Source organism: Streptomyces typhae (assembly GCF_009755605.1).
GTDB classification, from domain to species: domain Bacteria; phylum Actinomycetota; class Actinomycetes; order Streptomycetales; family Streptomycetaceae; genus Streptomyces; species Streptomyces typhae.
This window is the reverse complement of record NZ_WPNZ01000041.1, coordinates 1-21,859: the sequence shown is the minus strand read 5'-3', so window position 1 is coordinate 21,859 and position 21,859 is coordinate 1. Positions and strand designations below refer to the sequence as shown.

Genomic DNA, 21,859 nt, shown 5'->3' with positions numbered 1-21,859 from the left:
CGCCCCGGCGTCCGTTCCCGCGTGGGGGCGTCCCCGGGACCGGCTCCTCGTACGAAATCACGGTTACGCTGCGGGACATGACCCAAGCCGTCGGCCCCACCCGCGCGTACCGGCGCCTCAGCGTCGAGGAGCGGCGCAGTCAGCTCCTCGACGCCGCCCTGAACCTCTTCGCGCACCGCGCGCCCGAGGAGGTCTCGCTCGACGACGTCGCGGAGGCGGCCGGGGTGTCGCGGCCTCTGGTGTACCGCTACTTCCCCGGCGGCAAGCAGCAGTTGTACGAAGCCGCGCTGCGCACCGCCGCCGACGACCTGGAGAAGTGCTTCGCCGAACCGCAGGACGGCCCGCTGACCCGCCGCCTCGGCCGTGCCCTCGACCGCTATCTCGCCTTCGTCGACCAGCACGACGCCGGGTTCAGCGCGCTGCTGCACGGCGGCAGCGTCGTCGAGACCTCGCGCACGACCGCGATCGTCGACGGGGTGCGGCGTGCCGCCGCCGAGCACATCCTCGCCCACATGGAGCTGCCCGAGCCGCCGGGGCCGCGGCTGCGGATGACCGTCCGGATGTGGATCACGGCCGTGGAGGCTGCCTCCCTGATCTGGCTCGACGAGGACAAGCAGCCGCCCCTCGACGAGCTGCGGGACTGGCTGGTCGAGCAGTTCGTCGTCCAGATCGCCGCCACCGCCGGACGTGATCCGCAGACCGCCGCCGTGGTCGTCCGCGCCCTGTCCCTGGAAGGGCCCGACGGGGCCGTGGGCGAGCTGGTGCGGCGGGTGCTCCCGGTGGTGGCGGACGCCGCTCACCTGCTGTGAGGGCCCGGCGGGTGGCGTGCGGGGTGACACTGGTGCCGTGAAGAGTGAAGACACCCCCTTCGAGGGCGGGCCCCTCGACGGCCGCGTGCTCCCGGTCCTGCTCGGCCCGACCGGCCACCCGCCGAAGGTCTACCGCGTCCCGGTCCCGGACGACGCGGGCGGCGCCCCCACGGTCCTCGTGTACCGCCGGGTGCCCGCGGGACCCGCGCGGCGGCTCGGGCTGCACTCCGGCTGGAAGTACACGTACGACGCCGAGGGGCGCGGCGCCGAGGGGGGCTTGCGGAACCTGAAGTGGCCCTGGTCCAAGCCGGGGCCTGCGGCGGGGTCCGGGCGCTCCGGGGACGCCTAGCCAGGGGTGGGCGCCACGGTGGTCCGGCGCAACCTGCCGCGCCGGGGTGCCCTGGACGAGTGACCTCATTGCGCCGACCGCCGACCGCCGACGGGCGGGTCCCGCGGGGCGGGCCGATGCTCGCGGTGCGCGGCGGACGGCCCGGCGCGCATCGGAGGTGATGACGTGTCAGGAAGGTTGCTGCGCTGGGTGTGCACCGGGTCCGCGCTCTCCGCGCTGGTCACAGCCGCACCGCTGGCCCCGTTCCCGGCAGCAGCGGCGCCCGCGGTACCGGAGCCCGGCCGACGCCCCGTCGCCGAACTCCTGACGGATCTCCAGCGCCTGTACCGGCGGGCCGAGGAGTCCACCGAGCAGTACAACACCGCCGAGGAGCAGCTCAGGGACAAGCGCCGCGAGGCCGCGGGACTCGACCGGGACCTGGCGAAGGCGCGGGCCGCCGCGCGCGACGGCAAGGGGGCGGCGGGCCGCCTCGCCCGCCAGCAGTACCAGAGCGGCACCGTCGAGTTCTCCCCGTACGTCCGCCTGCTGCTCGCCCGCGACCCGCAGGGCGCCCTCGACCAGCGGCACGTCCTGCGCCGGGCGGGCGCCGAGCGGGCCGCCACCGTCAGCAGGCTCGTCGCGGACGCGCGGAAGGCCGACGGCCTCGCCGGGGCGGCGCGGCGGGCCCTGGCCGCGCAGGAGTCGCTCGCACAGCGGCAGAAGTCGGCCCGGAACAAGGTGCGTGCGCGTCTGCGGGAGGTCGAGGGGATGCTCGCCGCGCTCAGCACCGAGCAGCTGGCCGCGCTGGAGCGGGCCGAGGAGCGGGGCGCCGACCGGGCGCAGCGGAGCCTCCTGGCGTCCGGGGCGCTCGGGCCCGCCGGGTCGGGGCGGGCGCCCTCCGCGCGTGGCGCGCGGGCCCTGCGCTTCGCCGTCAAGCAGATCGGGAAGCCGTACGCGTGGGGGGCGGAGGGGCCTTCGGCGTTCGACTGCTCCGGGTTGACGCAGCGGGCCTGGGGGGTGGCGGGGCGGGGGATCCCGCGAACCAGTCAGCAGCAGTGGGCGCGGTTGCCGCGGGTTCCGCTGCGCAAGCTGCGCCCCGGTGACCTGGTCGTCTACTTCCCCAAGGCCACCCACGTCGCCCTCTACCTCGGCCGCGGCAAGGTCGTCCACGCCCCCCGCCCCGGGGCTCGCGTCAGGGTCTCCCCCCTCGCCTCGAACCCCGTGCTCGGCGCGGTGCGCCCCGACCCGCGGGCGGGGTCCGTGTCCGGCTACCGGCCGCCGCGGCTGCCCGCAGGTGGCCGGGCTCTGCGGAGCCCGTCCGGCGATTGAGGACGAGGCGCGGAGCGCCGACGGGGGCTACGCCGCGGCGGCCTCCGCCAGGTAGCGCTCCGCCGCCTCCGCCTCGTAGAAGAAGTTCTCGAAGTCGGCCGGGTCGTTGAACCCGTTGGCGAACCGGTCGGCCACCGGCTGGAGGGTGCCCCCGGCGCCGAGGATGTCCAGGACGTGCTCGGGCGGCACCCCGAGCATCGCGTTGGTCCACTTCGTGGTGTGCCGCGCCGTGTCCCAGTACCGGTCGAAGGCCCCCCGCATCCACTCCTCGTCGAAGGGCCGGTCCCCGTGGGCCACGATCGACGCCAGGTAGGAGGCCGCGCACTTGGCGGCGGAGTTGGAGCCCTGCCCGGTGATGGGGTCGTTGGCGACGACGACGTCACCGACGCCGAGGACGAGTCCGCCGGAGGGCAGCCGGCCGACGGGCTTGCGGACGGTGGGGGCGTACCGCCCGGACAGGGTGCCGCCGGCGTCGGTGAGCTCGACCTTGGTGGCTCGCGCGTACTCCCAGGGCACGAACTTCTCCAGGAGTTCCAGGGTGAGCGCGAGGTGCTCGCCGGGGTCCTTGACGCCCTGGAAGACGTCGAGGGGGCCGCCGGGAACGCCCTCCCAGAAGAGGATGTCGGCGCGGCCGGACGTGGTGAGCGTCGGCATGACGAACAGCTCGCCCACACCGGGCACCAGGTTGCACCGCACCGCGTCGAACCCGGGGTGCTCCGGGCGCGGCCCGAGGCCGTGGACGTACGCCACGGCGAGCGCCCGCTGCGGCGAGTCGTACGGCGAGCGCTCCGCGTCCCGCTCGAACATCGACACCAGCTCGCCCTTGCCCGCGGCCACCAGGACCAGGTCGTACGTGCGGGAGAAGTAGTCGAGGTCGGAGACCGCCGCGCCGTGGATGACGAGCTGCCCGCCGCGCCGCGCGAACGTCTCCATCCAGCCTGCCATCTTCACGCGCTGGTCCACGGACTGCGCGTGGCCGTCGAGCCTGCCGACCCAGTCGATGACGCGGGAAGAGTCGGGGCCCGCCACGGACACGCCCACGCCCTCGATGTCCGGGGCCTGCGACTCCCAGAAGTTCAGCTCCAGGTCGCGCTCGTGCTGGAGCGCCGTGTGGAACATGCACTGCGTCGACATGACCCGCCCGGACCGTATCTCGTCGGCCGTGCGGTTGGACATCAGGGTGACCTCGTACCCCTTGGACTGGAGGCCGAGTGCGATCTGCAAGCCGGACTGACCGGCTCCGACGATGAGTATCTTGCGCATGGTGCTGGGTCCTTCTGTTCGGGGCGACCGTGGGGGGGCGGCGGTCCGTGCGTCCTACTCGGGGGCGTGGTCCAGTGCGTGGCCCACCAGGGCGAGCAGCGACTCGATCACCGGGATCCGCTGCCGCGCGTCCATGATCATGACGGGTACGCGGTCGGGTACCGTCAGCGCCTCGCGCACGTCCTCGGCCTCGTACCGCTCGGTGCCCTCGAAGTGGTTCACGGCCACGACGTAGGGCAGCCCACAGCTCTCGAAGTAGTCGAGCGCCGGGAAGCAGTCGGTGAGGCGGCGGGTGTCGGCGAGCACGACGGCGCCGATCGCGCCGCGTACGAGGTCGTCCCACATGAACCAGAAGCGCTGCTGGCCCGGTGTGCCGAACAGGTACAGGACGAGGTCGTCGTCCAGGGTGATGCGGCCGAAGTCCATGGCGACCGTGGTCGTGGTCTTCTCCGGGGTCGCGCTCAGGTCGTCGGTGTCGGCGCTGGCCTGCGTCATCAGCGCCTCCGTCCGCAGGGGCGTGATCTCGGAGACGACGGTGACGAGCGTCGTCTTGCCCACGCCGAAGCCGCCCGCGACGACGATCTTCGTGGCGGTGGGCGCGCGGGTGCGGTCGGTCTGCCAGGCCTGGAGTTCCTCCTCGGCGTCGGCATCGGCATCGGCGTCGAGGAGTTCGGCCGCGGTCACGGCTGTCGCGCCTGTCATGTCGTCGGCGTCAGAGACGACGGAGTCCACTCAGCACCCTTTCGAGCAGTGCGCGGTTCGGCTGCCCGGGGCCGTGGCCCGTTCCGTACACGCGGATCTTTCCCTGGTCGGCGAGGTCGCTGAGGAGTACGCGGACCACGCCGAGCGGCATCTTCAGGAGCGCCGAGATCTCGGCGACCGTACGCATACGGCGGCAGATCTCGACGATGGCCCGCATCTCCGGCATCCCCCGGAGCGCCGGCGCGTCCCCCCGGTCCAGCTCGCGCCGCCCCTCGGGCGCTTCGATGGCGGGGTTGGCGGCCACGAACGTCTCGACGAGCAGGACGTGGCCGAAGCGGGTGCGGCCGCCGGTCAGCGAGTACGGGCGCACCCGCGCGGGTTTGCGGTCGCCGCCGCGCACCGGCAGCCTCGGGACGGCGCTCATCAGGCGCTCTCCATCGACTGCCGCAGCTCGCTGCGGAGTTCGGGCGTCAGGACGTGTCCGGCCCGGCCGACGAAGAGCGCCATGTGGTACGCGACGACCGTCATGTCGCAGTCCGGCGTCGCGTGCACTCCGAGCAGCGAGCCGTCGCTGATGGCCATCACGAACAGGCTGCCCTCCGCCATGGCGACGACGGTCTGCCGGACCTTGCCGCCCTCCATGAGCCGGGCCGCACCGACGGTGAGGCTGCCGAGGCCGGACACGATGGTGGCCAGGTCGGCGCTGGAGCCCCTGGGCCCGGTCGGGCTCGTCGCGGGACGGCGCTCGGCGTTGCGCGCGGGGTCCGAGGAGAGCAGGAGGAGCCCGTCGGACGAGACGACGGCGACCGAGAGGATGCCGGACACCTCGTCGACCAGGTTGGTCAGCAGCCAGTGCAGGTTGCGGGCCTCGCTGCTGAGTCCGTACGCGAGGGGTTCGTCGCTCTCGTTCACGTCGGGCACGTCGGGCGCGTCGGGCTTCTTCGTCCCGTCGGGTCCTGTGGGCTCGATGGAAGAACCGGGCGTGCGCATGGGCGCAGTCAACTGCTTGCCTCCTCGACTGGGTCCCCCGGAACATCTGCGGCACGGTTGCCTTCGGTGCGGTTGCTTGCGGTGCGGTCGCCTTCGGTGCGGTCGCCTTCGGTGCGGTCGCCTTCGGTCTCGCCTGGGGCGCGGCTGCGTTCGGCGGTGCCCGCGGTCCTCCCTGCCAGCTCCGCGGCCACGTCGCGGCGGCCGTCGTTCGCTCCCCGCTGGAAGCCGCCGAGCCGACGGCGCAGGTCCTCGGGGTCCACCGCGGCCCGCGACTCCGGCGCGGTCCCGCCGGTGGGCGCGCTGACCTTCGGGGTGCGCTTCGGCAGCCCCTTGGAGGTGAGGACCGGCGCGGCGGCGTCCGGCGCGGTTCCTTCCCGCTCGGCCGCCGGTACGGGCCTCGGCTCCGGTACGGAAGGGGACCTGCGCGGGAGCGGAGACCGGCGCACGGGTGCCTCGTCCTGCGGCGGTTCCTCCGCCGGGAGCGCCGCGTCGGGCTCCGCCGGGGCCTGCGCCGCCGGTTTCGGGCGGGCGGACTCCTCCGGCGGCGCCCCGTCGTCCGGTCGCGCGTGCGGCTCCGCCTCGTCCGGGTGGTCCGCCGGGACGGGCGGTGCCAGGAGTTCGAGTGTCGTCTCCGCGGCGTCGATCAGGGGGTCCCTGTCGCCCGCGCGGGACGGCAGGACGTTGGAGTTGGCCTCGGCCTCGGAGCCGGGCAGGTGCACAAGGGGACCGTCGTCGCCGGTGCCGGGGACCGCGCGGGGCTCGTCCACGGCGGGCGGCGCGGCGAGGATCCCGTCGGGCAGGACGACGACCGCGGCCACGCCGCCCTGCTTCTGCTCGCGCAGCCGCACCCGGGCCCCGTGCCGGGCGGCCAGCCGGGCCACCACATAGAGGCCGAGCCCGAGTCCGTCGTCGCTCTCGTGGTCGTACACGTCGTCGGCGGAGAACTCCGCGAGCCGCGCGTTGAGTTCCTCAAGGCGGTCGGGGCCGACGCCGATGCCCTCGTCCTGCACGGAGAGCATGACCTCGCCGTTCTCCAGGAGCCAGCCGGAGACTTCGACGGCGGCGTCGGGCGGCGAGAAGGAGGTCGCGTTCTCCAGGAGTTCGGCGACCAGGTGGCTGATGTCGTCGGCGGCGAACCCGGCGATGTGGGCGTGCGGCGGAAGCGCCGCGATACGGACCCGCTCGTACCGTTCGATCTCGCTGACCGCGGCGCGTACGACGTCGACGAGCGGCACCGGATCCGCGTGCTGATGGCCGTGCTCGGCTCCGGCGAGGACGAGCAGGTTCTCGCTGTGCCTGCGGGTGACGGTGGCGAAGTGGTCGAGCTTGAAGAGCGTGGCGAGGCGGTCGGGGTCCTGCTCGCGCTCCTCCAGGCTCTCGATGACGGCGAGCTGCCGTTCGACGAGGCCGAGCGTGCGCAGCGCGAGGTTGACGAACGTGCCGTGGATGCCGCGCCGCACCCGCTCCAGGTGGACGGCCGCCTCGGCGAGTTCGGCGCGCAGCGCGTCGCGCTCGTCGGCCATGGCCTGCCGGGCGTCGGCCATCGTCTGCCGCTGCCCGATCAGGTGCTTGCGGTCGGACTCCAGCGTGGTGAGGCGTTCCTGAAGGGCGACGGCGTGGCCGTGCAGGGAGTTGACGCACCGTACGACGGCGGCGAACTCGTCGTCGCGGCCGGTGAAGCGCACCGGCTCCTCGGTCGCGGGCGCCGCCGCGATCCGCGCCGAGCCGAGGCGCAGCACGGCGAGCGGACGGGTCAGCGAGCGGGCCGTCCCCATGCACACGCCGACGGCGAGGAGCAGCAGCGCGCCGACGAGCGCGATGCGCAGCTCCAGGGCGGTGACGTCCTCGTCGCGCAGTGCGCCCAGGCTCCGGGTGCGCTCACCGGCGAGCGCGTTCTCGGCGCTGCGCATGGCCTCGATGCGCGCGGACAGCGCGGCGTCCAGCTTCCCCCGGTCCAGGCGGCGGTCGGCGGCGGAGAGCCGGGACTCGTCGGTGAGGCGGGTCAGATACTGCTCGGCGGTGGTCACGCCGTTGCCGGTGACGGTCGACTCGTAGGTGCCGCGGGCCTCCGCGGGCGCGGCGTCGTCGAAGTCGGCGAGGGCGGCGAGTTCCCGTACGTGGGCCTGTTGGGCGGCGGCACTGAGGCCGTCGCGGCGTCCGTCCTCCTCGCTGTCGCCGCCCGCGGACCCGGAGGAGACGGGCAGGCCGGTGACGGGGTCGACGGTGCTGCCGGTCGACGCGGGGCGGGGCACGGCGAGCGCGGCGAGGAGCAGGCCGCGCGCGGCACCGGCCTGGTCGACGGCGTGGTCGAGGTCGGCGAGGGCGTACGTCCCCGAGCCCGCACGCGGCGGGAGCTTCTCGGCCAGTTCGCGGGTGAGGCCGTGCAGTTCGCCGATGGCCTTGGCGTACGCCTTGTGTGCGTCGAGCGCGCTCATGTCGCCCGTGAGGGCGGCTCTGCGCACGGACGCGAGCCGGGTGAGGTCGCGGCGCAGTCCCTTGGTGACGGAGCCGTTGGTGCTGGCGTCGGCGGCGGCCTCGCGCAGTTCCTCCGTCCGCCGGTCCACGCGGGCGCTGCGGTCCTCCGACAGCCCTTTGCCGTCGGGGCGGCCGGCGGCGATGTACGCGGTGACCTCGTCGCGCTCGTCGGCCAGGGAGTGACTGAGCGTGATGGCCTGCTGGGTGAGTTCGGAGAGCGTCACCAGGCTCTGCGACTCGTTCAGTTGACGCGACGCGCTGACGACGACGGGGGCGCCGGCCCCGGCGACGGTGGCGGCGACGACGAGGACGGCGACGAGGAGGCGGTTGCGGACTCGGGCTTTGGGGGGTGCGGGTGGGGTGGGTTTTGGGGGTGGGGCTGGGGTGACCGGGGTGCCTGGGGTACCTGGGGTGCCCGGGGTGCCTGGGGTCCGGTCCTCGGAGGGTGGGGTGCCCGGGGTGCCCGGGGAGCCCGGGGCGCCCGGGGTGCGGTCCTCGGCGGGCGGGGTCTGCGCGGGAGCGGGAGACGGGGGCTCCGCGAGGGATGCGAGGTTCCGGTCGGGGGACGCCGGGTTCCGGTCGGGGGACGCCGGGTTCCGGTCGGGGGACGCCGGGTTCCGGTCGGGGGACGCGGGGTCCTGGTCGGGGGACGGCGTCCCCGCGGTGCCCGCGCCGGGCTCCGGAGTCCGGTCCGCTGCGGCGGATCCCGGTTTCGCGGGAGAGGTCACGCCCTGCGGGTTCCCTTCCGGGGCCTTCTGCCTGCCTTCGCGCCGAGGCCGCATCTCTTGCACCGGTGCTCGCATTCCTGTTTTCGTCTGCCCTAGGGCCCGGGTGACGATCCGTCAACGCGAGCGCCGCCAGCCTGGATCCCGACCTTCGCAGACGATTCCAGTGCCGGTGCGCAGCAGTCGCGCATCGCCTGCCTGGCCACCTGAAGGAGTGAACATCGGCAGGGAGTTGGTGGGCAAGTCACCCTGAGTGTCCTGAGGGCTGCCCGCGGTGGCCCGGTTGGACGTCCGTGGGCGGCTTTGGCAAGATGCGCCGCCACACTCTCGCCGGAGCGGCCCATTCCGACGAAAACCGGCCCCTGACCTGCCGCTGTCACGCTTCTCACGCCCGCCGCGCAGACCCGGGGATCCATTGCGGACCTCATGCAGACTGACGGCATGCGCATCGAACTGGCAACCGAGCCCGGCGACCCGAACCGCCCCAACGAGGACTACGCATCGGTGGCGCTCCCCGCGTCCGGGCAGGGCGGATCGCTGGTGCTCCTGGACGGCGTGACGCCCCCTGCGGAGGACGTGGGCTGCCTGCATTCCGTTCCGTGGTTCACGGCCCGCCTCGGCGGCGCGCTGAGCGAACTGTCCGTTTCACTCCGGGATATGACGCTGACTGAGATTCTCGCGGCGGCCATCTCGCGCACCGCGGACACACACCGTGACACCTGTGACCTTTCTCACCCACGCACCCCACAGGCAACGGTGGTCCTCGCGCGGTGGGACGAGGAGCGGTTCGAGCATCTCGTCCTCTCGGACTCGGCGCTGCTCCTCGCGGGCCCCGACGGCACGGTCGAGGCGGTCCTCGACCAGCGGCTCGCGCAGCTTCCGCCGTCGATCGGCGCGCTGCGCGACGAGGTGCGGGCGCTGCCGCGGGGCTCGGCGGAGCGACAGGCGGCGGGCGGCCGGTACGCCGCGGCGGTCGAGGCGCTGCGGAACGCCGAGGGCGGCTTCTTCACGGCCGCGGCGGATCCCGCGACGGCGGCCCTCGCGGTCACCGGCGAGCGGCCCCGCTCCGCCGTCACCTCCTTCGCGGCCCTGACCGACGGCGCCGGGCGCTGGGTGGAGACGTTCCGCGAGGGCGACTGGGCGGAGTGCCTCGCGCTGCTGCGCAAGAGCGGCCCGCAGGCGCTCGTCGACCGCGTACGGGAGGCGGAGCGCGCCGACCCGGACGGCACGCTGTTCCCGCGCGGGAAGCGGCATGACGATGCGGCGGTGGTGTACGGCGAGCTGTGAGGGGGTGGCCGGGGGGCGCGAGGCCCACCTCACGGCGCGGGGAAGCGGGTGGAGCGCGTGGAGCGCGTGGAGCACGTGGAGCGCGTGGGAGCCATCCGCCGCGAAGCGGCGGCTCGGGTCACGGCCTCAGGACTCCGCCCCGATGTTGAGTTTGTGCAGCAGCCGCGCCAGCTCGGCGACCTCCCCCCGGTCCCACCCGGCGAGCTGCCGGACATACCGCGCACGCCGCGCGACCCGCACCGTACGGAACCGCGACCGCCCCCCGTCGGTGAGCCGCACGAGCCAGGCCCTGCCGTCGGCGGGGTCCGGCTCCCGCGCGACCAGGCCCAACTGCTCCAGGCTGCGCAACTGGCGGCTCATCGTCGCCTTGCCGACCCCGATGAACGCGGCGAGATCGGTGGCGCGCCGCGGCCCCGACTCGTCGAGGAACGCGAGCAGCCCGTACGCCGCCGGCTCCAGTTCCGGGTGCACCTGCCGGGCCATCTCTCCGGACGAGGCCCGCGCCCGGCGGAGCAGCAGGGTCAACTCGCGCTCCAGGGAGAGGAACTCGTGGTCCACACCACCTTCGGCCGCCGCCCCGCCCGCCTCGGCCCCGCCGCCGTGAGCCGCGTCCTCGCGCATGTCAGCACCCATGCCACACTTTCCCGATCCTGAAAGTTTCCGCCGACCGCGGCCATCGCCGCAGCTCGCCCAGTATTTCGCAGGCGTAGACCAACGGCGGGCACCGGTGCCCCTTCCCTCACACGGTCTACGTGCGTAGCGTCTTTGCTGACATGTTCACACCAGCGACATGTCGACAGGTCCCCCCACCGAGCCCCTACGTACCGCGCGCCCTCCCCCGCGACGTGGGAACCGTGAGCCACACGCAGGGCGCCGCGCGCCAGCACAGGGGCTCCATGAGGCCTTTCGGAGGCACGCCATGCCCGTGCACAGACCCGGTACGGCCCGCCGCGGACAGCACCCCCACGCGGTCGGCATTCTCCTCGCCGCCCTCTCCGCACTCGCCCTGCTGCTCACCCTGCCCGGCGCGGCGCAATCCGCCGACACGTCCGACGGCCGTTCCGCCCGCGGTGACGACGTCCCGCAGCGCGGCACCGCCCGCATGGGCATGGGAGTCGTCGAGCACGACGGCCGGGGCGGCCGCCCGAGCGGCGGCTCCGCCGCCCAGACCGAGGGCGTCGACGTCAGCAGCCACCAGGGCAACGTCAACTGGTCGGCCCTGTGGAACAGCGGCGTGAAGTGGGCCTACGTCAAGGCGACGGAGTCCACCTCCTACAAGAACCCCTACTTCGCCCAGCAGTACAACGGCTCCTACAACATCGGCATGATCCGCGGCGCCTACCACTTCGCCACCCCCGACACCTCCAGCGGCGCCGCCCAGGCCAACTACTTCGCGAGCAACGGCGGCGGCTGGTCCCGCGACGGCAGGACCCTGCCCGGCGCCCTCGACATCGAGTGGAACCCCTACGGCGCCGCCTGCTTCGGCAAGTCGCAGGGCGCGATGGTCGACTGGATCCGCGACTTCCTCGCCACCTACAAGGCACGCACCGGCCGCGACGCCGTCATCTACACCGCCACCACCTGGTGGAAGCAGTGCACGGGCAACTACGGCGGCTTCGGCGCCAGCAACCCCCTGTGGATCGCCCGTTACAACACGACCCCCGGCGAACTCCCGGCCGGCTGGGGCTTCCACACCATGTGGCAGTACACCTCCACCGGTCCCGTCGTCGGCGACCACAACAAGTTCAACGGCGCCTACGACCGCGTCCAGGCCCTGGCCAACGGCTAGCCCCACGCAGTCCTCGCACAGCCCGCGCGCGGCCCCTTCGCACCGCCCGCGCGGGCCCCTCGTCAGCCCGCGCGCGCCCCTTCGCGCAGGCGGCAAGGCCCGGGATCCGCGGGGATCCCGGGCCTTCACCTCCCGCCGCGCCCGTCACGCCGCGGCGGGAACCCCGGGTCGCGCCCGCGCGGCCAGTTGTGCACCGCGGCCGGGTTGGGCCCGCACGGCCAGTTGTGCACCGCGGCCGGGTTGGGCCCGCACGGCCAGTTGTGCACCGCGCAGGCGCCCTCGTCGTACCGTCATGCCGCCGCGGGCACCCGCACCTCGGCCGGCGCCAGCGCGAGCTCCAGGACCTGGCGGACGTCCGTCACCGCGTGCACGTCCAGCTTCTCCAGGACCTCGGCCGGAACGTCGTCCAGATCCGGCTCGTTCCGCTTGGGGATCACCACGGTGGTGATCCCCGCCCGGTGCGCGGCGAGCAGCTTCTGCTTCACCCCGCCGATGGGCAGCACCCGGCCCGTCAGCGACACCTCACCGGTCATCGCCACGTCCGTACGGACAAGCCGGCCGCTCAGCAGCGACGCCAGGGCCGTCGTCATCGTGACGCCCGCGCTCGGGCCGTCCTTCGGCACCGCGCCCGCCGGGAAGTGGATGTGCACACCCCGGTCCTTCAGATCACCCACGGGAAGCTCCAGCTCCGCGCCGTGCGAGCGCAGGAAGGAGAGCGCGATCTGCGCGGACTCCTTCATCACGTCACCGAGCTGCCCCGTCAGCGTCAGTCCCGCCGCACCCGTCTCGGGGTCGGCGAGGGAGGCCTCGACGAACAGCACGTCGCCGCCCGCTCCGGTGACCGCGAGCCCCGTGGACACCCCGGGCACCGCCGTACGGCGCTCCGCCGGGTCCTGCGCCGACTCCGGAACGTGGTGGGGGCGCCCGATGAGCCCCCGCAGATCGTCCGCTCCGACCGTGAACGGAAGCTCCCGCTCGCCCAGTTCGTGCTGTGCCGCGACCTTGCGCAGGAGCCGGGCCACGGACCGCTCCAGATTGCGCACGCCCGCCTCGCGGGTGTACTCCCCCGCCAGCTTGCGCAGCGCCTCCTCACCGATCGTCACCTCGCCGTCGCCGAGCCCCGCCCGGTCCAGCTGACGCGGCACCAGATGGTCACGGGCGATGACGACCTTCTCGTCCTCCGTGTACCCGTCGAGCCTGACCAGCTCCATACGGTCGAGCAGCGCCTCCGGGATCGCCTCCAGGACGTTGGCCGTCGCGAGGAACACCACGTCGCTCAGGTCGAGTTCGACTTCCAGGTAGTGGTCGCGGAAAGTGTGGTTCTGCGCCGGGTCGAGCACTTCGAGGAGCGCCGCCGCCGGGTCGCCCCGGAAGTCCGAGCCGACCTTGTCGATCTCGTCGAGCAGAACCACCGGGTTCATGGACCCGGCCTCCTTGACGGCCCGCACGATCCGTCCGGGCAGCGCGCCCACGTACGTCCGCCGGTGCCCGCGGATCTCCGCCTCGTCCCGCACACCGCCGAGCGCGACCCGCACGAACTTGCGCCCCATCGCATGCGCCACGGACTCACCGAGCGAGGTCTTGCCGACACCGGGCGGCCCCACCAGGGCCAGGACCGCGCCGCCGCGGCGTCCGCCGACGACTCCCATGCCGCGGTCCGTGCGCCGCTTGCGCACCGCCAGGTACTCGGTGATGCGCTCCTTCACGTCCTCCAGGCCCGCGTGCTCGGCATCGAGGATCTCCTGGGCGCCCTTGATGTCGTACGCGTCCTCCGTCCGCTCGTTCCACGGCAGTTCGAGCACCGTGTCCAGCCATGTGCGGATCCAGGAGCCCTCGGGCGACTGGTCGCTCGCGCGCTCCAGCTTCTCGACTTCCTTCAGCGCCGCCTCACGCACGTTCTCCGGCAGGTCGGCCGCCTCGACCCTGGCGCGGTAGTCGTCGGACTCGTCCTCGCCGTCCTTGCCGTTGAGCTCCCGCAGCTCCTTGCGCACGGCGTCCAGCTGGCGCCGCAGCAGGAACTCGCGCTGCTGCTTGTCCACGCCCTCCTGCACGTCCTTGGCGATGGACTCGGCCACATCCTGCTCGGCCAGGTGCTCCCGCAGCTGCTCGGTAGCCAGCTTCAGGCGTGCCGTGGGGTCCTCGGTCTCCAGGAGCTCGATCTTCTGCTCGGCGGTGAGGAACGGCGAGTACCCGGAGTTGTCCGCGAGCGCGGACACGTCGTCGATCTGCTGCACGCGGTCGACGACCTGCCAGGCACCGCGCTTCTTCAGCCAGCTCGTGGCCAGCGCCTTGTACTCCTTGACCAGCTCCACCGTGGCACCGGGCAGCGGGTCCGGCACCGTCTCCTCGATACGGGTGCCCTCCACCCACAGGGCCGCGCCGGGACCGGTCGTGCCCGCCCCGATGCGCACCCGGCCGCGCGCCCGGATCAGCGCCCCGGGATCCCCGTCCGCGAGCCGGCCCACCTGCTCGACCGTACCGAGCACACCCGTGGCCGCGTACGTCCCGTCGATCCGAGGAACAAGCAGCACCTTCGGCTTGCTACTGCTTCCACTGGACCGCGCGGCGGCCTGAGCGGCCTCCACCGCAGCGCGTACATCGGCGTCGGACAGGTCGAACGGCGCCACCATGCCGGGCAGCACGACCTCGTCGTCGAGCGGCAGCACGGGCAGGGCAAGCGGCGCGTTCGCCCCTGACGCAACAGACTCAGCAGACATGATCTCCCCTTCGGCATTCAAGTTGAGCTATATCGACTCAATGCTTGTGAGCCCCCGAATGTTCCTCGGCCGCGTTCGCTGTGAGCGATCACCCCTGTCGCCTCCAGAAACCCCCTAAGTAAGGTTCATTCACGCCTTGCAGCTATTACTCGTTGGGGTGGCTCGGCCTTTCTCCGGCCCGCTCTCTGAATCCGAAGGAGTGCTCCATGCACGGCACAGAAGGAGCCCGGCTGTCGGGCGGCGAAGCCGTACGCGCCTGGGTCGACGGCTGGGTCGTCTCCCGCGGAGCCTCACCGCCGTTCGTGGAACCGTGGGGCTTCACCGTGGACGTCGGCCAGATCAAGCACCCCACCAGGCACGTCCTCGCCGCCACGGGTGGGGACCTCCACGAGGCCGACGTCCGCAAGGTCGCCGCGTCGGTGAACGGCGCCGATGTGTGGCTGAAGGCCTTCGACCACGCCGACCGCGTCGCCCCCTGGCTCGGCCCCGAATGGTGGGTGGACCCCGAACCCGGCTACCTGATGACCGTGCCCCTCGCCCGCGCCACCCCGGACCGCCTGATCGCCCCCGACGGCTACCGCCTGCGCACCTGGTCGCGCGGCGGCGTGGTCCGCGCGATGCTCGCCACCACCGACGGCGCCTGGGTGGCCCGCGGCCAGATCGCGCCGACCGGCCGCACCGCGGTCGCCGACCAGATAGAGACGTCCCCGGAGCACCGCCGCAAGGGCCTGGGCAGCCTCATCATGCGCACCCTGGCGGCCGCCGCCTTCGAGCAGGGCGCGGAGTTCGGCGTACTGGCGGGCACTCCCGACGGACGCGCCCTGTACGAATCCCTGGGGTGGCGGGTGGCCGCGGGCCTCACGAGCGCACGGCGGAAGGGACCGGAGGAGTCCTGAGAGCGGGAGGCCTGGGCGTTGAGACCGGGGCGGCCCTGGGATGGCGTGCCCCTGGGGTGAGGGCGGCCCTGGGGTGAGTACCCCTGGGGGGAGGGCGCCCCTCAGGTGGAGCGGCCCTGAGGCGGGGTTTGTTCGGAGGCCGAGGCGGTCCGAAGACCGGGGCGGTCCACAGGCCGGGGCGACCTAAGCGCCGGGGCTAGCCGGAGACCGGGGCGGCCCGGAGGCCCAGGTCGACCCAGAAACCGGGTCGGCCCGTGCGGCGGCCTACTCGGCGGCTGTCGCGGCGGCGGTCTTTCTCGCGCGGGTGTCCACGTACGCGTACGGCAGTCCGGGCACCATCAGCAGCAGCGTCGCCCAGAGCGGCATCCGGAACAGAGCCTCGTCCCCGGTAAGCGACAAGGAGAGTTGTGCGAGGGCTACTCCCAACCCGCCGACGACCAGCCAGCCCTTGAGGCCGAGGGAGCCGCGCCTTGTCTCGACGACCACGGTGCCGACGAGTATCACCGCGTAGAACGCCAGCCGCGGCGCCTCGACGGACAAGGTGAGCGTCCAGTCGATCAGGTGCGTGAAGAGCAACAGCGCACCGAGGACGAAGGGGGTGAGCGCCGCCATCCGCAGCACCCGCAGGTGCAGGGGTGTCCGCGCTCGGGCCCAGGTCGCGGCGAACGCCTTGGCGTCCGGCCCGACCACCTCCTGGGCGGAGCGGCCCGCCGCCGCGGCCTCCTCGAGGTGCGCGGACAGTTCGGCCAGCATCTCGCGCAGGGAGGCGTCGTCGATGCCTCTGTACTCCCAGTTGCTGCGGCAGATCGCCAGGACGCGGGTCCGTTCCGCGGTCGCGGCTGTCTGGCCCGGTCCGGGGCTCTCGCCCGGTCCGGGGTCGGATGCGGGACCGGGCCCGGCCCCTGGATTGCGTGCGGGCGTGGTCACGCGCGCGCCGTCACGGACCGTTTTCTCGCTCGTCGCCTGATGTGTCATGTCCTGCGTCCCCCCAGTCGCTCTGCTGCTGATCCCTACGGGCCCTGCCCGGTCCACGGGCTCTGCCCGGCCTGCTCTCTCCGCCCGCCCTGCTCGCCCTGCTCACACCGCTCGTCGTGCTCACACCGCTCGTCGTGCTCACACCGCTCGTCGTGCTCACACCGCTCGTCGTGCAGCGTTCTGGAGACCGCCACCGTGAAGGTGCTCCAGGTGGCGCGGCCGGCGGCCAGCTCGGCCGCGCCCGCCTCGGTGAGGCGGTAGTACTTGCGCGGAGCTCCGCCCGCGGAGGACGGCGCGCGATAGGAGTCGACCAGCCCCGCTCGCTCCATGCGGGCGAGCAAGGGATAGATGCTGCCCTCGCTCACGAGGTCGAGACCGCTCTCGGTCAGGGCCTCCACGAATTCATAGCCGTATCGAGGGCGTTCGCCGATGAGAGCCAGCAGGCACAGGTCGAGCACCCCGCGCAGCAACTGACTGCGCCGCTGGTCGTGCGACGCGGACAGTTCCTTTGTCATGCAGTACAAGGTAGTCGCCATTGCCTTGCACCGCAAGATATTTATCTGGAGGTCTGCATTCCGGCAGGAGCGAAGGGATAAGACGAGGTCAGGCCGCGGGTCGCAGTCCCCGTCGCCGGATCAGCGGCCACGTCGCCACCCCCACGACAAGCGCCAGCAGATGGCCCCAGTTGGTCATCGGATCGGCGAAGGCCACGAGGTCCTCGACGAGCATCCAGCCGAACCCCGCGAGGACGGTCCAGCGCACCCACGGCGTGAGCAGCCCGGCGAGGGCGCCGACACTGGCGGCGACGCCGAAGCTGATGCCGTAGTCCAGCCGGTGCAGGGAACTGCCGGGAAGATGGCCGGCCAGGACCGAGAGCCCGACCGGGACTTCGGTGACCAGGGTGGCGAGGACGTGCCCGAGCAGGAATACGCCCGCGGTGCGCAGGCCGCCGATGCGGCGCTCCAGCGCCGTCAGGACCAGCAGGAACACGATGGCGTACGGCGACGTGATGCCACCGGCGATCCAGAGCGCGCTGGCGAGGAGGACGAAGACCGGCCGGTCCGCGAGGTGCGCCACGTCGGTGCTCGACCCCTGATGCAGGGAGGAGACGAAGGACGGGTCCGCGTGCTCGGCGAACAGCGAGGTCAGGAGGAGGAGAGCGGCGTATCCGAACGTGAAGGGCGTTCCGGTCGGCGTCGGCAGGATCCGCCACGGCCGCAGCCGCAGCATTCCGGCCCACGGGCCCCGAACCGGGCGCGCACCGCACACGACACGAGCACCTCGCGCACCGCACATGGCATGAGCACCTCGCGCACCATGCACGGCACGAGCACCTCGCACACCGTGGGCGCCACGAGCACCGTGCACACCAAGAGCACCGTGAACGCCACGAGCTCCGCGAGCATCAGGAGCCTCAGGGGCCACCTCGGGTCCGACGGGTCGTCCGGGTCCGACCAGTCCAACAGGACCAGCAACACCAACCGGCCCTTCAGAACCAGCAGGATCAACAGAGCCGACGGGACCAGCGAGATCGACGGGTCCAGCGAGATCGACGAGGCCGACGGGGCCAGCGAAGCCCACGGAGCCATCGGCACCCAACCGCCCAGGCCCCACCCCCTCCAAACCCCCCACAACCTCCCGCCTACCCGCCTGACGCGGCACACCGCCAAGCGTCGGCACGACCCCGACCCCGACCCCGACAGCAGCCACGGACGACACGCCCACCACCTCGGCAGAGACCACGGACGGTGCGACCACCCCCGCGTCGGCGACTTCGGCCACGCCGACAGCTTCGGCCACGCCGGCGACCCCGACCGCGCCGGCAACCCCGACCGTGCCGGAGACCTCGACCGCACCGGCGGCGTCGGCGGCTTCGACGGCGTCGGCGGCTTCGACCGCACCGGCAGCTTCGACGGCGCCAGTCACATCGCCACCCGCGCCCCCAAGCATCACCGCGCGCCCCTCAGTACCCACCCCGGCGCCCCCGCCAGAAACCCGCACACTCCGGTTCACCCCGAGGCGCTCCTTCTCTCGCGGATCTTCCATTTCCCTCGCGGATCTTCCATCACGGATAGATCACGGTTCACGCTTCACTGATCGTTCCCGCACTGTCTATGACCGACGCCACGTGAGACGCGAGTCACAAGCGCTCGCATCAACCTCATAACCCCTTCCAGCGTCGCAGGAGCGGCATGTGGGCGCCTCCGCCGGAGCGGGCGCCGGGCGCGTGCGGCAGGCGCGCGGAAATCCCGGTGAAGCCGGTGCCTGGATGGAGAGAATGGGCCGATGCGCACCCCGTACCGACCTGATCCCCCCGTGGTTCTCGACCGGCGCGAAGGCCCTCACGGAGAAGTCGTCCTACGACGCCACGGAGACCTGCTGCAGATCATTGCCAACGGCACTTTCCTGATGGACACCTCGGACGGCCGCTCGGAGCGCCGCCTGGTCGACGCCGCCCGCGAAGCGCTCGACGGGCACCCCCGCCCGAGCGTCCTCATCGGCGGACTGGGAGTCGGGTTCTCCCTGGCCCACGCGGCCGCGGACCCGCGGTGGGGCCGCATCACCGTGGTCGAGCGCGAGCAGGCCATCATCGACTGGCACCGCGAAGGGCCGCTCTCCGCGCTCTCCCGGGACGCGCTCCGCGACCCGCGCACGGACATCGTGCACGCCGACCTGATCGCATATGTCAGCGGCCCATTCGCAGGCGCCAACGCGGGCGCCGACGGCGCACGGGACGCGCGCCCGAGCGCGGCCCCCGAGACGTACGACGCCCTGTGCCTCGACATCGACAACGGACCCGACTGGACCGTCACCGAGAGCAACGAAAGCCTCTATTCACCGGCCGGTCTCGCCGCCTGCCGGGCCCGGCTGAACCCCGGCGGAGTGCTCGCCGTGTGGTCCGCCCAGCCCTCATCCGCTTTCGACTCCGCTCTACGGAATGCCGGGTTCCAGCAGGTACGTACGGAAGAGATCACCGTTGCCCGTGGCGTACCGGACGTGGTGCATCTCGCGACAAGGGCTGCGTAGCCGAGGTGCCGTTACGCCCCGTACTCTGCTGACCGGACACCAAGCGATCACGTCAGGGGCGGGGCGATGGAGCAGACACACACCTCCCACAACAGCGCCACGGCAGCGATGCCTGGCGCCCAGCGCCGAGTACTGGTGGTCGAGGACGACCCGACGATCGTCGACGCCATCGCCGCCCGGCTGCGCGCCGAGGGTTTCGTCGTGCAAACGGCGTCGGACGGCCCTGCGGCAGTGGACACAGCACAGGCCTGGCAGCCGGATCTGCTGATCCTCGACATCATGTTGCCGGGCTTCGACGGCCTGGAGGTCTGCCGTCGCGTGCAGGCCCAGCGGCCGGTTCCGGTGCTGATGCTCACCGCGCGGGACGACGAGACGGACATGCTGGTCGGGCTCGGCGTCGGCGCCGACGACTACATGACCAAGCCGTTCTCGATGCGCGAGCTCGCCGCGCGCGTGCACGTGCTGCTGCGCCGGGTGGAGCGGGCGGCGCTCGCCGCCACGACCCCGCGCAGCGGCATCCTGCGCCTCGGGGAGCTGGAGATCGACCACGCGCAGCGGCGTGTGCGGGTGCGCAGTGAGGACGTGCACCTGACACCCACGGAGTTCGACCTCCTGGTGTGCCTCGCCAACACTCCGCGCGCGGTGCTCTCGCGTGAGCAGCTGCTCGCCGAGGTGTGGGACTGGGCCGACGCGTCCGGCACCCGCACGGTCGACAGCCACATCAAGGCACTGCGCCGCAAGATCGGAGCGGAGCGCATCCGCACGGTCCACGGCGTCGGCTACGCCCTGGAGACGCCGACGCCATGACGGCGGACCCAGGTGCCGCCGCCGACCCCGGCGGGACGGCACACGGCGCCCTGAGCGGCACGCCGGGCAGCGCCCACGGGACTCCCGGCGGCTCCGTGGAGGCCGGCCGGGTCCCGGCGCTGCGGTGGCGCTGCGACCGGGGCGGAGGCATGGGCCCGAACGGTCCTTTCGCGGGCCTGCGGCCGTTCTCCATCAAGACCAAGCTCGGCACCCTGGTCGTCGTCTCGGTGTTCATCACCACGGGGCTGCTGATGGTGGCCATGGAGACGGAGACCGAGCTCCGCTTCATCACCGTCTTCTCGGTGATCGCGACCCTGCTCATCACGCAGTTCGTGGCGCACAGCCTCACCGCGCCGCTGGACGAGATGAACTCGGTGGCCCGCGCGGTCTCGCTCGGCGACTACACGCGCCGGGTGCGCGGGGCCGACCGGCGGGACGAGCTCGGTGACGTCGCGACGACGATCAACCGCATGGCGGACGACCTGGAGGCCCAGGACCAGCAGCGCAAGGAGCTCGTCGCCAATGTGTCGCACGAGCTGCGCACCCCCATCGCGGCCCTGCGCGCCGTCCTGGAGAACGTCGTGGACGGTGTCTCCGCCGCCGACCCGGAGACGATGCGCACGGCCCTGAAGCAGACCGAGCGGCTCGGCCGCCTGGTGGAGACGCTGCTCGACCTCTCCCGTCTCGACAACGGTGTCGTACCGCTGAGGGCACGCCGCTTCGAAGTGTGGCCCTATCTGTCGGGTGTCCTGAAGGAGGCCAACATGGTGGCCTCCGCGCGCAAGGGGATGCCGTCCGGCTCCGGACGGCACACCCGTACGGACGTCCATCTGCACCTGGACGTCTCGCCGCCGGAGCTGACCGCGCACGCGGACGCCGAGCGCCTGCACCAGGTGGTGGCCAACCTCATCGACAACGCGGTCAAGCACAGCCCGCCGCACGGCCGCGTGACGGTGCGCGCCCGGCGCGGCCCCTACCCCGAGTCCCTGGACATGGAGGTCCTGGACGAGGGTCCCGGCATTCCCGAGTCGGAGTGGCACCGGGTCTTCGAGCGCTTCAACCGAGGCGCGCACGCCGGTGTGCCGCCCGGCAGTGACGGCGGGACCGGGCTCGGCCTCGCCATCGCGCGCTGGGCGGTGGATCTGCACGGCGGGCGCATAGGCGTGGCCGAATCGGCCCGGGGCTGCCGCATCCGGGTCACTCTTCCGGGCCTGCCCGAAGATTGAAGTTGACGTAAGGTTCGAGGGGGAAGTGCTCCTCGCGCGTGCACAGCGCGCGGCAGGGACCGTAACCGCGTGTCGACGTACCCAGGGCGTGTGCAATCGCCCACATCAGGGCTCCACGCGGTGAGGCGGCGTAGGCAAACCCCGCTTGTTTCCCGCCATTTCCCACGCCGAAACCAGCTTTCCGGTGTGACTTGCGCGACGGATGCCGGGCCCGGTCTGCACTGGACGACGATGGAGGCGTAGCCTTTATTTCCGCTGTCCATCACCTTGTGAAGCGGAAGAGGGCGGTTGCCGCCGTGTCGTCACAGTCCCCCAGTAACTCGAGCACCACGACCGACCAAGGAACGCAGGGCAAGAACCCTGCTGCCGCGTTCGGTCCCAATGAGTGGCTCGTCGACGAGATCTATCAGCAGTACCTCCAGGACCCGAATTCGGTCGACCGAGCCTGGTGGGACTTTTTCGCCGACTACAAGCCGGGCGTGGGCGCCACTGTCGCCGCCGCCCCGGCCAAGCC

21 protein-coding genes are annotated in these 21,859 nt (G+C 72.6%); 11 read left to right on the top strand and 10 right to left on the bottom strand.

The annotated features are described in order from the left end of the window. Positions 1 to 77: 77 nt before the first annotated feature. The 3 genes from GPA10_RS40740 to GPA10_RS40730 all read left to right on the top strand — a co-directional run bounded on the left by GPA10_RS40740 (position 78) and on the right by GPA10_RS40730 (position 2,466). The gene (locus tag GPA10_RS40740; RefSeq protein WP_058849600.1) at positions 78 to 809 is read left to right on the top strand and encodes a TetR/AcrR family transcriptional regulator; all 732 of its coding nucleotides are present in this window, start codon (positions 78 to 80) and stop codon (positions 807 to 809) included. A 37-nt stretch (positions 810 to 846) separates the two neighbouring features. Then, a complete protein-coding gene (locus tag GPA10_RS40735) occupies positions 847 to 1,158 on the top strand; it encodes a hypothetical protein (protein WP_343041884.1) in 312 nt (103 codons plus the stop codon). 165 nt (positions 1,159 to 1,323) lie between these two features. Then, positions 1,324 to 2,466 (top strand): C40 family peptidase, encoded by a 1,143-nt coding sequence (locus GPA10_RS40730; protein ID WP_343041883.1) that lies wholly within the window; start codon positions 1,324 to 1,326, stop codon positions 2,464 to 2,466. A gap of 27 nt (positions 2,467 to 2,493) precedes the next feature. Here GPA10_RS40730 and GPA10_RS40725 read toward each other — a convergent pair whose 3' ends face one another. Genes GPA10_RS40725 through GPA10_RS40705 form a run of 5 tightly spaced genes read right to left on the bottom strand, consistent with a single transcriptional unit; the run spans position 2,494 to position 8,624 of the window. Beyond that, positions 2,494 to 3,729, bottom strand: a complete 1,236-nt coding sequence (locus GPA10_RS40725; RefSeq protein ID WP_157169809.1) for a styrene monooxygenase/indole monooxygenase family protein — start codon at positions 3,727 to 3,729, stop codon at positions 2,494 to 2,496. A gap of 54 nt (positions 3,730 to 3,783) precedes the next feature. Next, the gene (locus GPA10_RS40720; protein ID WP_157169808.1) at positions 3,784 to 4,431 is read right to left on the bottom strand and encodes a GTP-binding protein; all 648 of its coding nucleotides are present in this window, start codon (positions 4,429 to 4,431) and stop codon (positions 3,784 to 3,786) included. 10 nt (positions 4,432 to 4,441) lie between these two features. Beyond that, positions 4,442 to 4,855 carry a DUF742 domain-containing protein gene (locus GPA10_RS40715; RefSeq protein ID WP_058849605.1) on the bottom strand — a complete coding sequence of 138 codons (414 nt, stop codon included), beginning with the start codon at positions 4,853 to 4,855 and terminating at the stop codon, positions 4,442 to 4,444. Then, entirely contained in the window at positions 4,855 to 5,433 is a 579-nt protein-coding gene (locus GPA10_RS40710; RefSeq protein WP_241845173.1) for a roadblock/LC7 domain-containing protein, read from the bottom strand. Before GPA10_RS40710 ends, GPA10_RS40715 begins: the two co-directional genes overlap by 1 nt. Continuing rightward, on the bottom strand, positions 5,430 to 8,624 hold the full coding sequence (locus GPA10_RS40705) for a sensor histidine kinase (RefSeq protein WP_343041882.1): 3,195 nt from the start codon (positions 8,622 to 8,624) through the stop codon (positions 5,430 to 5,432). Before GPA10_RS40705 ends, GPA10_RS40710 begins: the two co-directional genes overlap by 4 nt. Before the next feature lie 438 nt (positions 8,625 to 9,062). Between GPA10_RS40705 and GPA10_RS40700 the strand changes: the two genes are divergently transcribed. After that, a complete protein-coding gene (locus tag GPA10_RS40700) occupies positions 9,063 to 9,908 on the top strand; it encodes a MerR family transcriptional regulator (RefSeq protein WP_157169807.1) in 846 nt (281 codons plus the stop codon). Between the two features lie 126 nt (positions 9,909 to 10,034). Here the strand turns inward: GPA10_RS40700 and GPA10_RS40695 are convergent, their stop codons facing one another. Continuing rightward, positions 10,035 to 10,529, bottom strand: a complete 495-nt coding sequence (locus GPA10_RS40695) for a MarR family winged helix-turn-helix transcriptional regulator (protein ID WP_058849787.1) — start codon at positions 10,527 to 10,529, stop codon at positions 10,035 to 10,037. Positions 10,530 to 10,827: 298 nt separating this feature from the next. On the opposite strand from GPA10_RS40695, the gene GPA10_RS40690 reads away from it, so the two are divergent. Further along, positions 10,828 to 11,697 (top strand): lysozyme, encoded by an 870-nt coding sequence (locus tag GPA10_RS40690; RefSeq protein WP_157169806.1) that lies wholly within the window; start codon positions 10,828 to 10,830, stop codon positions 11,695 to 11,697. 290 nt (positions 11,698 to 11,987) lie between these two features. Here GPA10_RS40690 and lon read toward each other — a convergent pair whose 3' ends face one another. Beyond that, complete coding sequence (lon, locus tag GPA10_RS40685) at positions 11,988 to 14,414, bottom strand: endopeptidase La (RefSeq protein WP_157169805.1); 2,427 nt, start codon at positions 14,412 to 14,414, stop codon at positions 11,988 to 11,990. 206 nt (positions 14,415 to 14,620) lie between these two features. Between lon and GPA10_RS40680 the strand changes: the two genes are divergently transcribed. Next, positions 14,621 to 15,310, top strand: a complete 690-nt coding sequence (locus GPA10_RS40680; RefSeq protein ID WP_157169804.1) for a GNAT family N-acetyltransferase — start codon at positions 14,621 to 14,623, stop codon at positions 15,308 to 15,310. A gap of 264 nt (positions 15,311 to 15,574) precedes the next feature. On the opposite strand, the gene GPA10_RS40675 is transcribed toward GPA10_RS40680, so the two are convergent. From GPA10_RS40675 to GPA10_RS40665, 3 genes are all read right to left on the bottom strand, one after another. Then, positions 15,575 to 16,237 (bottom strand): hypothetical protein, encoded by a 663-nt coding sequence (locus GPA10_RS40675; protein ID WP_157169803.1) that lies wholly within the window; start codon positions 16,235 to 16,237, stop codon positions 15,575 to 15,577. Positions 16,238 to 16,320: 83 nt separating this feature from the next. Beyond that, complete coding sequence (locus GPA10_RS40670) at positions 16,321 to 16,800, bottom strand: PadR family transcriptional regulator (protein ID WP_246260645.1); 480 nt, start codon at positions 16,798 to 16,800, stop codon at positions 16,321 to 16,323. 88 nt (positions 16,801 to 16,888) lie between these two features. After that, entirely contained in the window at positions 16,889 to 17,581 is a 693-nt protein-coding gene (locus GPA10_RS40665; protein WP_425505893.1) for a rhomboid-like protein, read from the bottom strand. A gap of 3 nt (positions 17,582 to 17,584) precedes the next feature. Here GPA10_RS40665 and GPA10_RS40660 point away from each other — a divergent pair, with 3 nt between their 5' ends. The 5 genes from GPA10_RS40660 to GPA10_RS40640 all read left to right on the top strand — a co-directional run. Next, positions 17,585 to 18,382 (top strand): hypothetical protein, encoded by a 798-nt coding sequence (locus tag GPA10_RS40660; RefSeq protein ID WP_157169802.1) that lies wholly within the window; start codon positions 17,585 to 17,587, stop codon positions 18,380 to 18,382. A 189-nt stretch (positions 18,383 to 18,571) separates the two neighbouring features. Then, positions 18,572 to 19,312, top strand: coding sequence for a spermidine synthase family protein (locus GPA10_RS40655; protein ID WP_157169801.1), 741 nt, complete (start codon positions 18,572 to 18,574; stop codon positions 19,310 to 19,312). A 66-nt stretch (positions 19,313 to 19,378) separates the two neighbouring features. Beyond that, the gene (locus tag GPA10_RS40650; RefSeq protein WP_058849613.1) at positions 19,379 to 20,119 is read left to right on the top strand and encodes a response regulator transcription factor; all 741 of its coding nucleotides are present in this window, start codon (positions 19,379 to 19,381) and stop codon (positions 20,117 to 20,119) included. Between the two features lie 149 nt (positions 20,120 to 20,268). Then, on the top strand, positions 20,269 to 21,345 hold the full coding sequence (locus GPA10_RS40645; RefSeq protein WP_157169822.1) for a HAMP domain-containing sensor histidine kinase: 1,077 nt from the start codon (positions 20,269 to 20,271) through the stop codon (positions 21,343 to 21,345). A gap of 296 nt (positions 21,346 to 21,641) precedes the next feature. Continuing rightward, positions 21,642 to 21,859: 2-oxoglutarate dehydrogenase E1 subunit family protein (locus tag GPA10_RS40640; protein ID WP_343041881.1), on the top strand; the 218-nt coding region annotated here is incomplete at its 3' end.

Bases quoted from the DNA above. Each gene is read 5' to 3' on its own strand.
- GPA10_RS40740 (WP_058849600.1), top strand. From the start codon at position 78: ATGACCCAAGCCGTCGGCCCCACCCGCGCGTACCGGCGCCTCAGCGTC.
- GPA10_RS40725 (WP_157169809.1), bottom strand. From the start codon at position 3,729: ATGCGCAAGATACTCATCGTCGGAGCCGGTCAGTCCGGCTTGCAGATC.
- GPA10_RS40720 (WP_157169808.1), bottom strand. From the start codon at position 4,431: ATGACAGGCGCGACAGCCGTGACCGCGGCCGAACTCCTCGACGCCGAT.
- GPA10_RS40715 (WP_058849605.1), bottom strand. From the start codon at position 4,855: ATGAGCGCCGTCCCGAGGCTGCCGGTGCGCGGCGGCGACCGCAAACCC.
- GPA10_RS40700 (WP_157169807.1), top strand. From the start codon at position 9,063: ATGCGCATCGAACTGGCAACCGAGCCCGGCGACCCGAACCGCCCCAAC.
- GPA10_RS40695 (WP_058849787.1), bottom strand. From the start codon at position 10,529: ATGCGCGAGGACGCGGCTCACGGCGGCGGGGCCGAGGCGGGCGGGGCG.
- GPA10_RS40690 (WP_157169806.1), top strand. From the start codon at position 10,828: ATGCCCGTGCACAGACCCGGTACGGCCCGCCGCGGACAGCACCCCCAC.
- lon (WP_157169805.1), bottom strand. From the start codon at position 14,414: ATGTCTGCTGAGTCTGTTGCGTCAGGGGCGAACGCGCCGCTTGCCCTG.
- GPA10_RS40680 (WP_157169804.1), top strand. From the start codon at position 14,621: ATGCACGGCACAGAAGGAGCCCGGCTGTCGGGCGGCGAAGCCGTACGC.
- GPA10_RS40670 (WP_246260645.1), bottom strand. From the start codon at position 16,800: ATGACAAAGGAACTGTCCGCGTCGCACGACCAGCGGCGCAGTCAGTTG.
- GPA10_RS40665 (WP_425505893.1), bottom strand. From the start codon at position 17,581: ATGTGCGGTGCGCGAGGTGCTCGTGTCGTGTGCGGTGCGCGCCCGGTT.
- GPA10_RS40660 (WP_157169802.1), top strand. From the start codon at position 17,585: ATGAGCACCTCGCGCACCATGCACGGCACGAGCACCTCGCACACCGTG.
- GPA10_RS40655 (WP_157169801.1), top strand. From the start codon at position 18,572: ATGCGCACCCCGTACCGACCTGATCCCCCCGTGGTTCTCGACCGGCGC.
- GPA10_RS40650 (WP_058849613.1), top strand. From the start codon at position 19,379: ATGGAGCAGACACACACCTCCCACAACAGCGCCACGGCAGCGATGCCT.
- GPA10_RS40645 (WP_157169822.1), top strand. From the start codon at position 20,269: ATGGGCCCGAACGGTCCTTTCGCGGGCCTGCGGCCGTTCTCCATCAAG.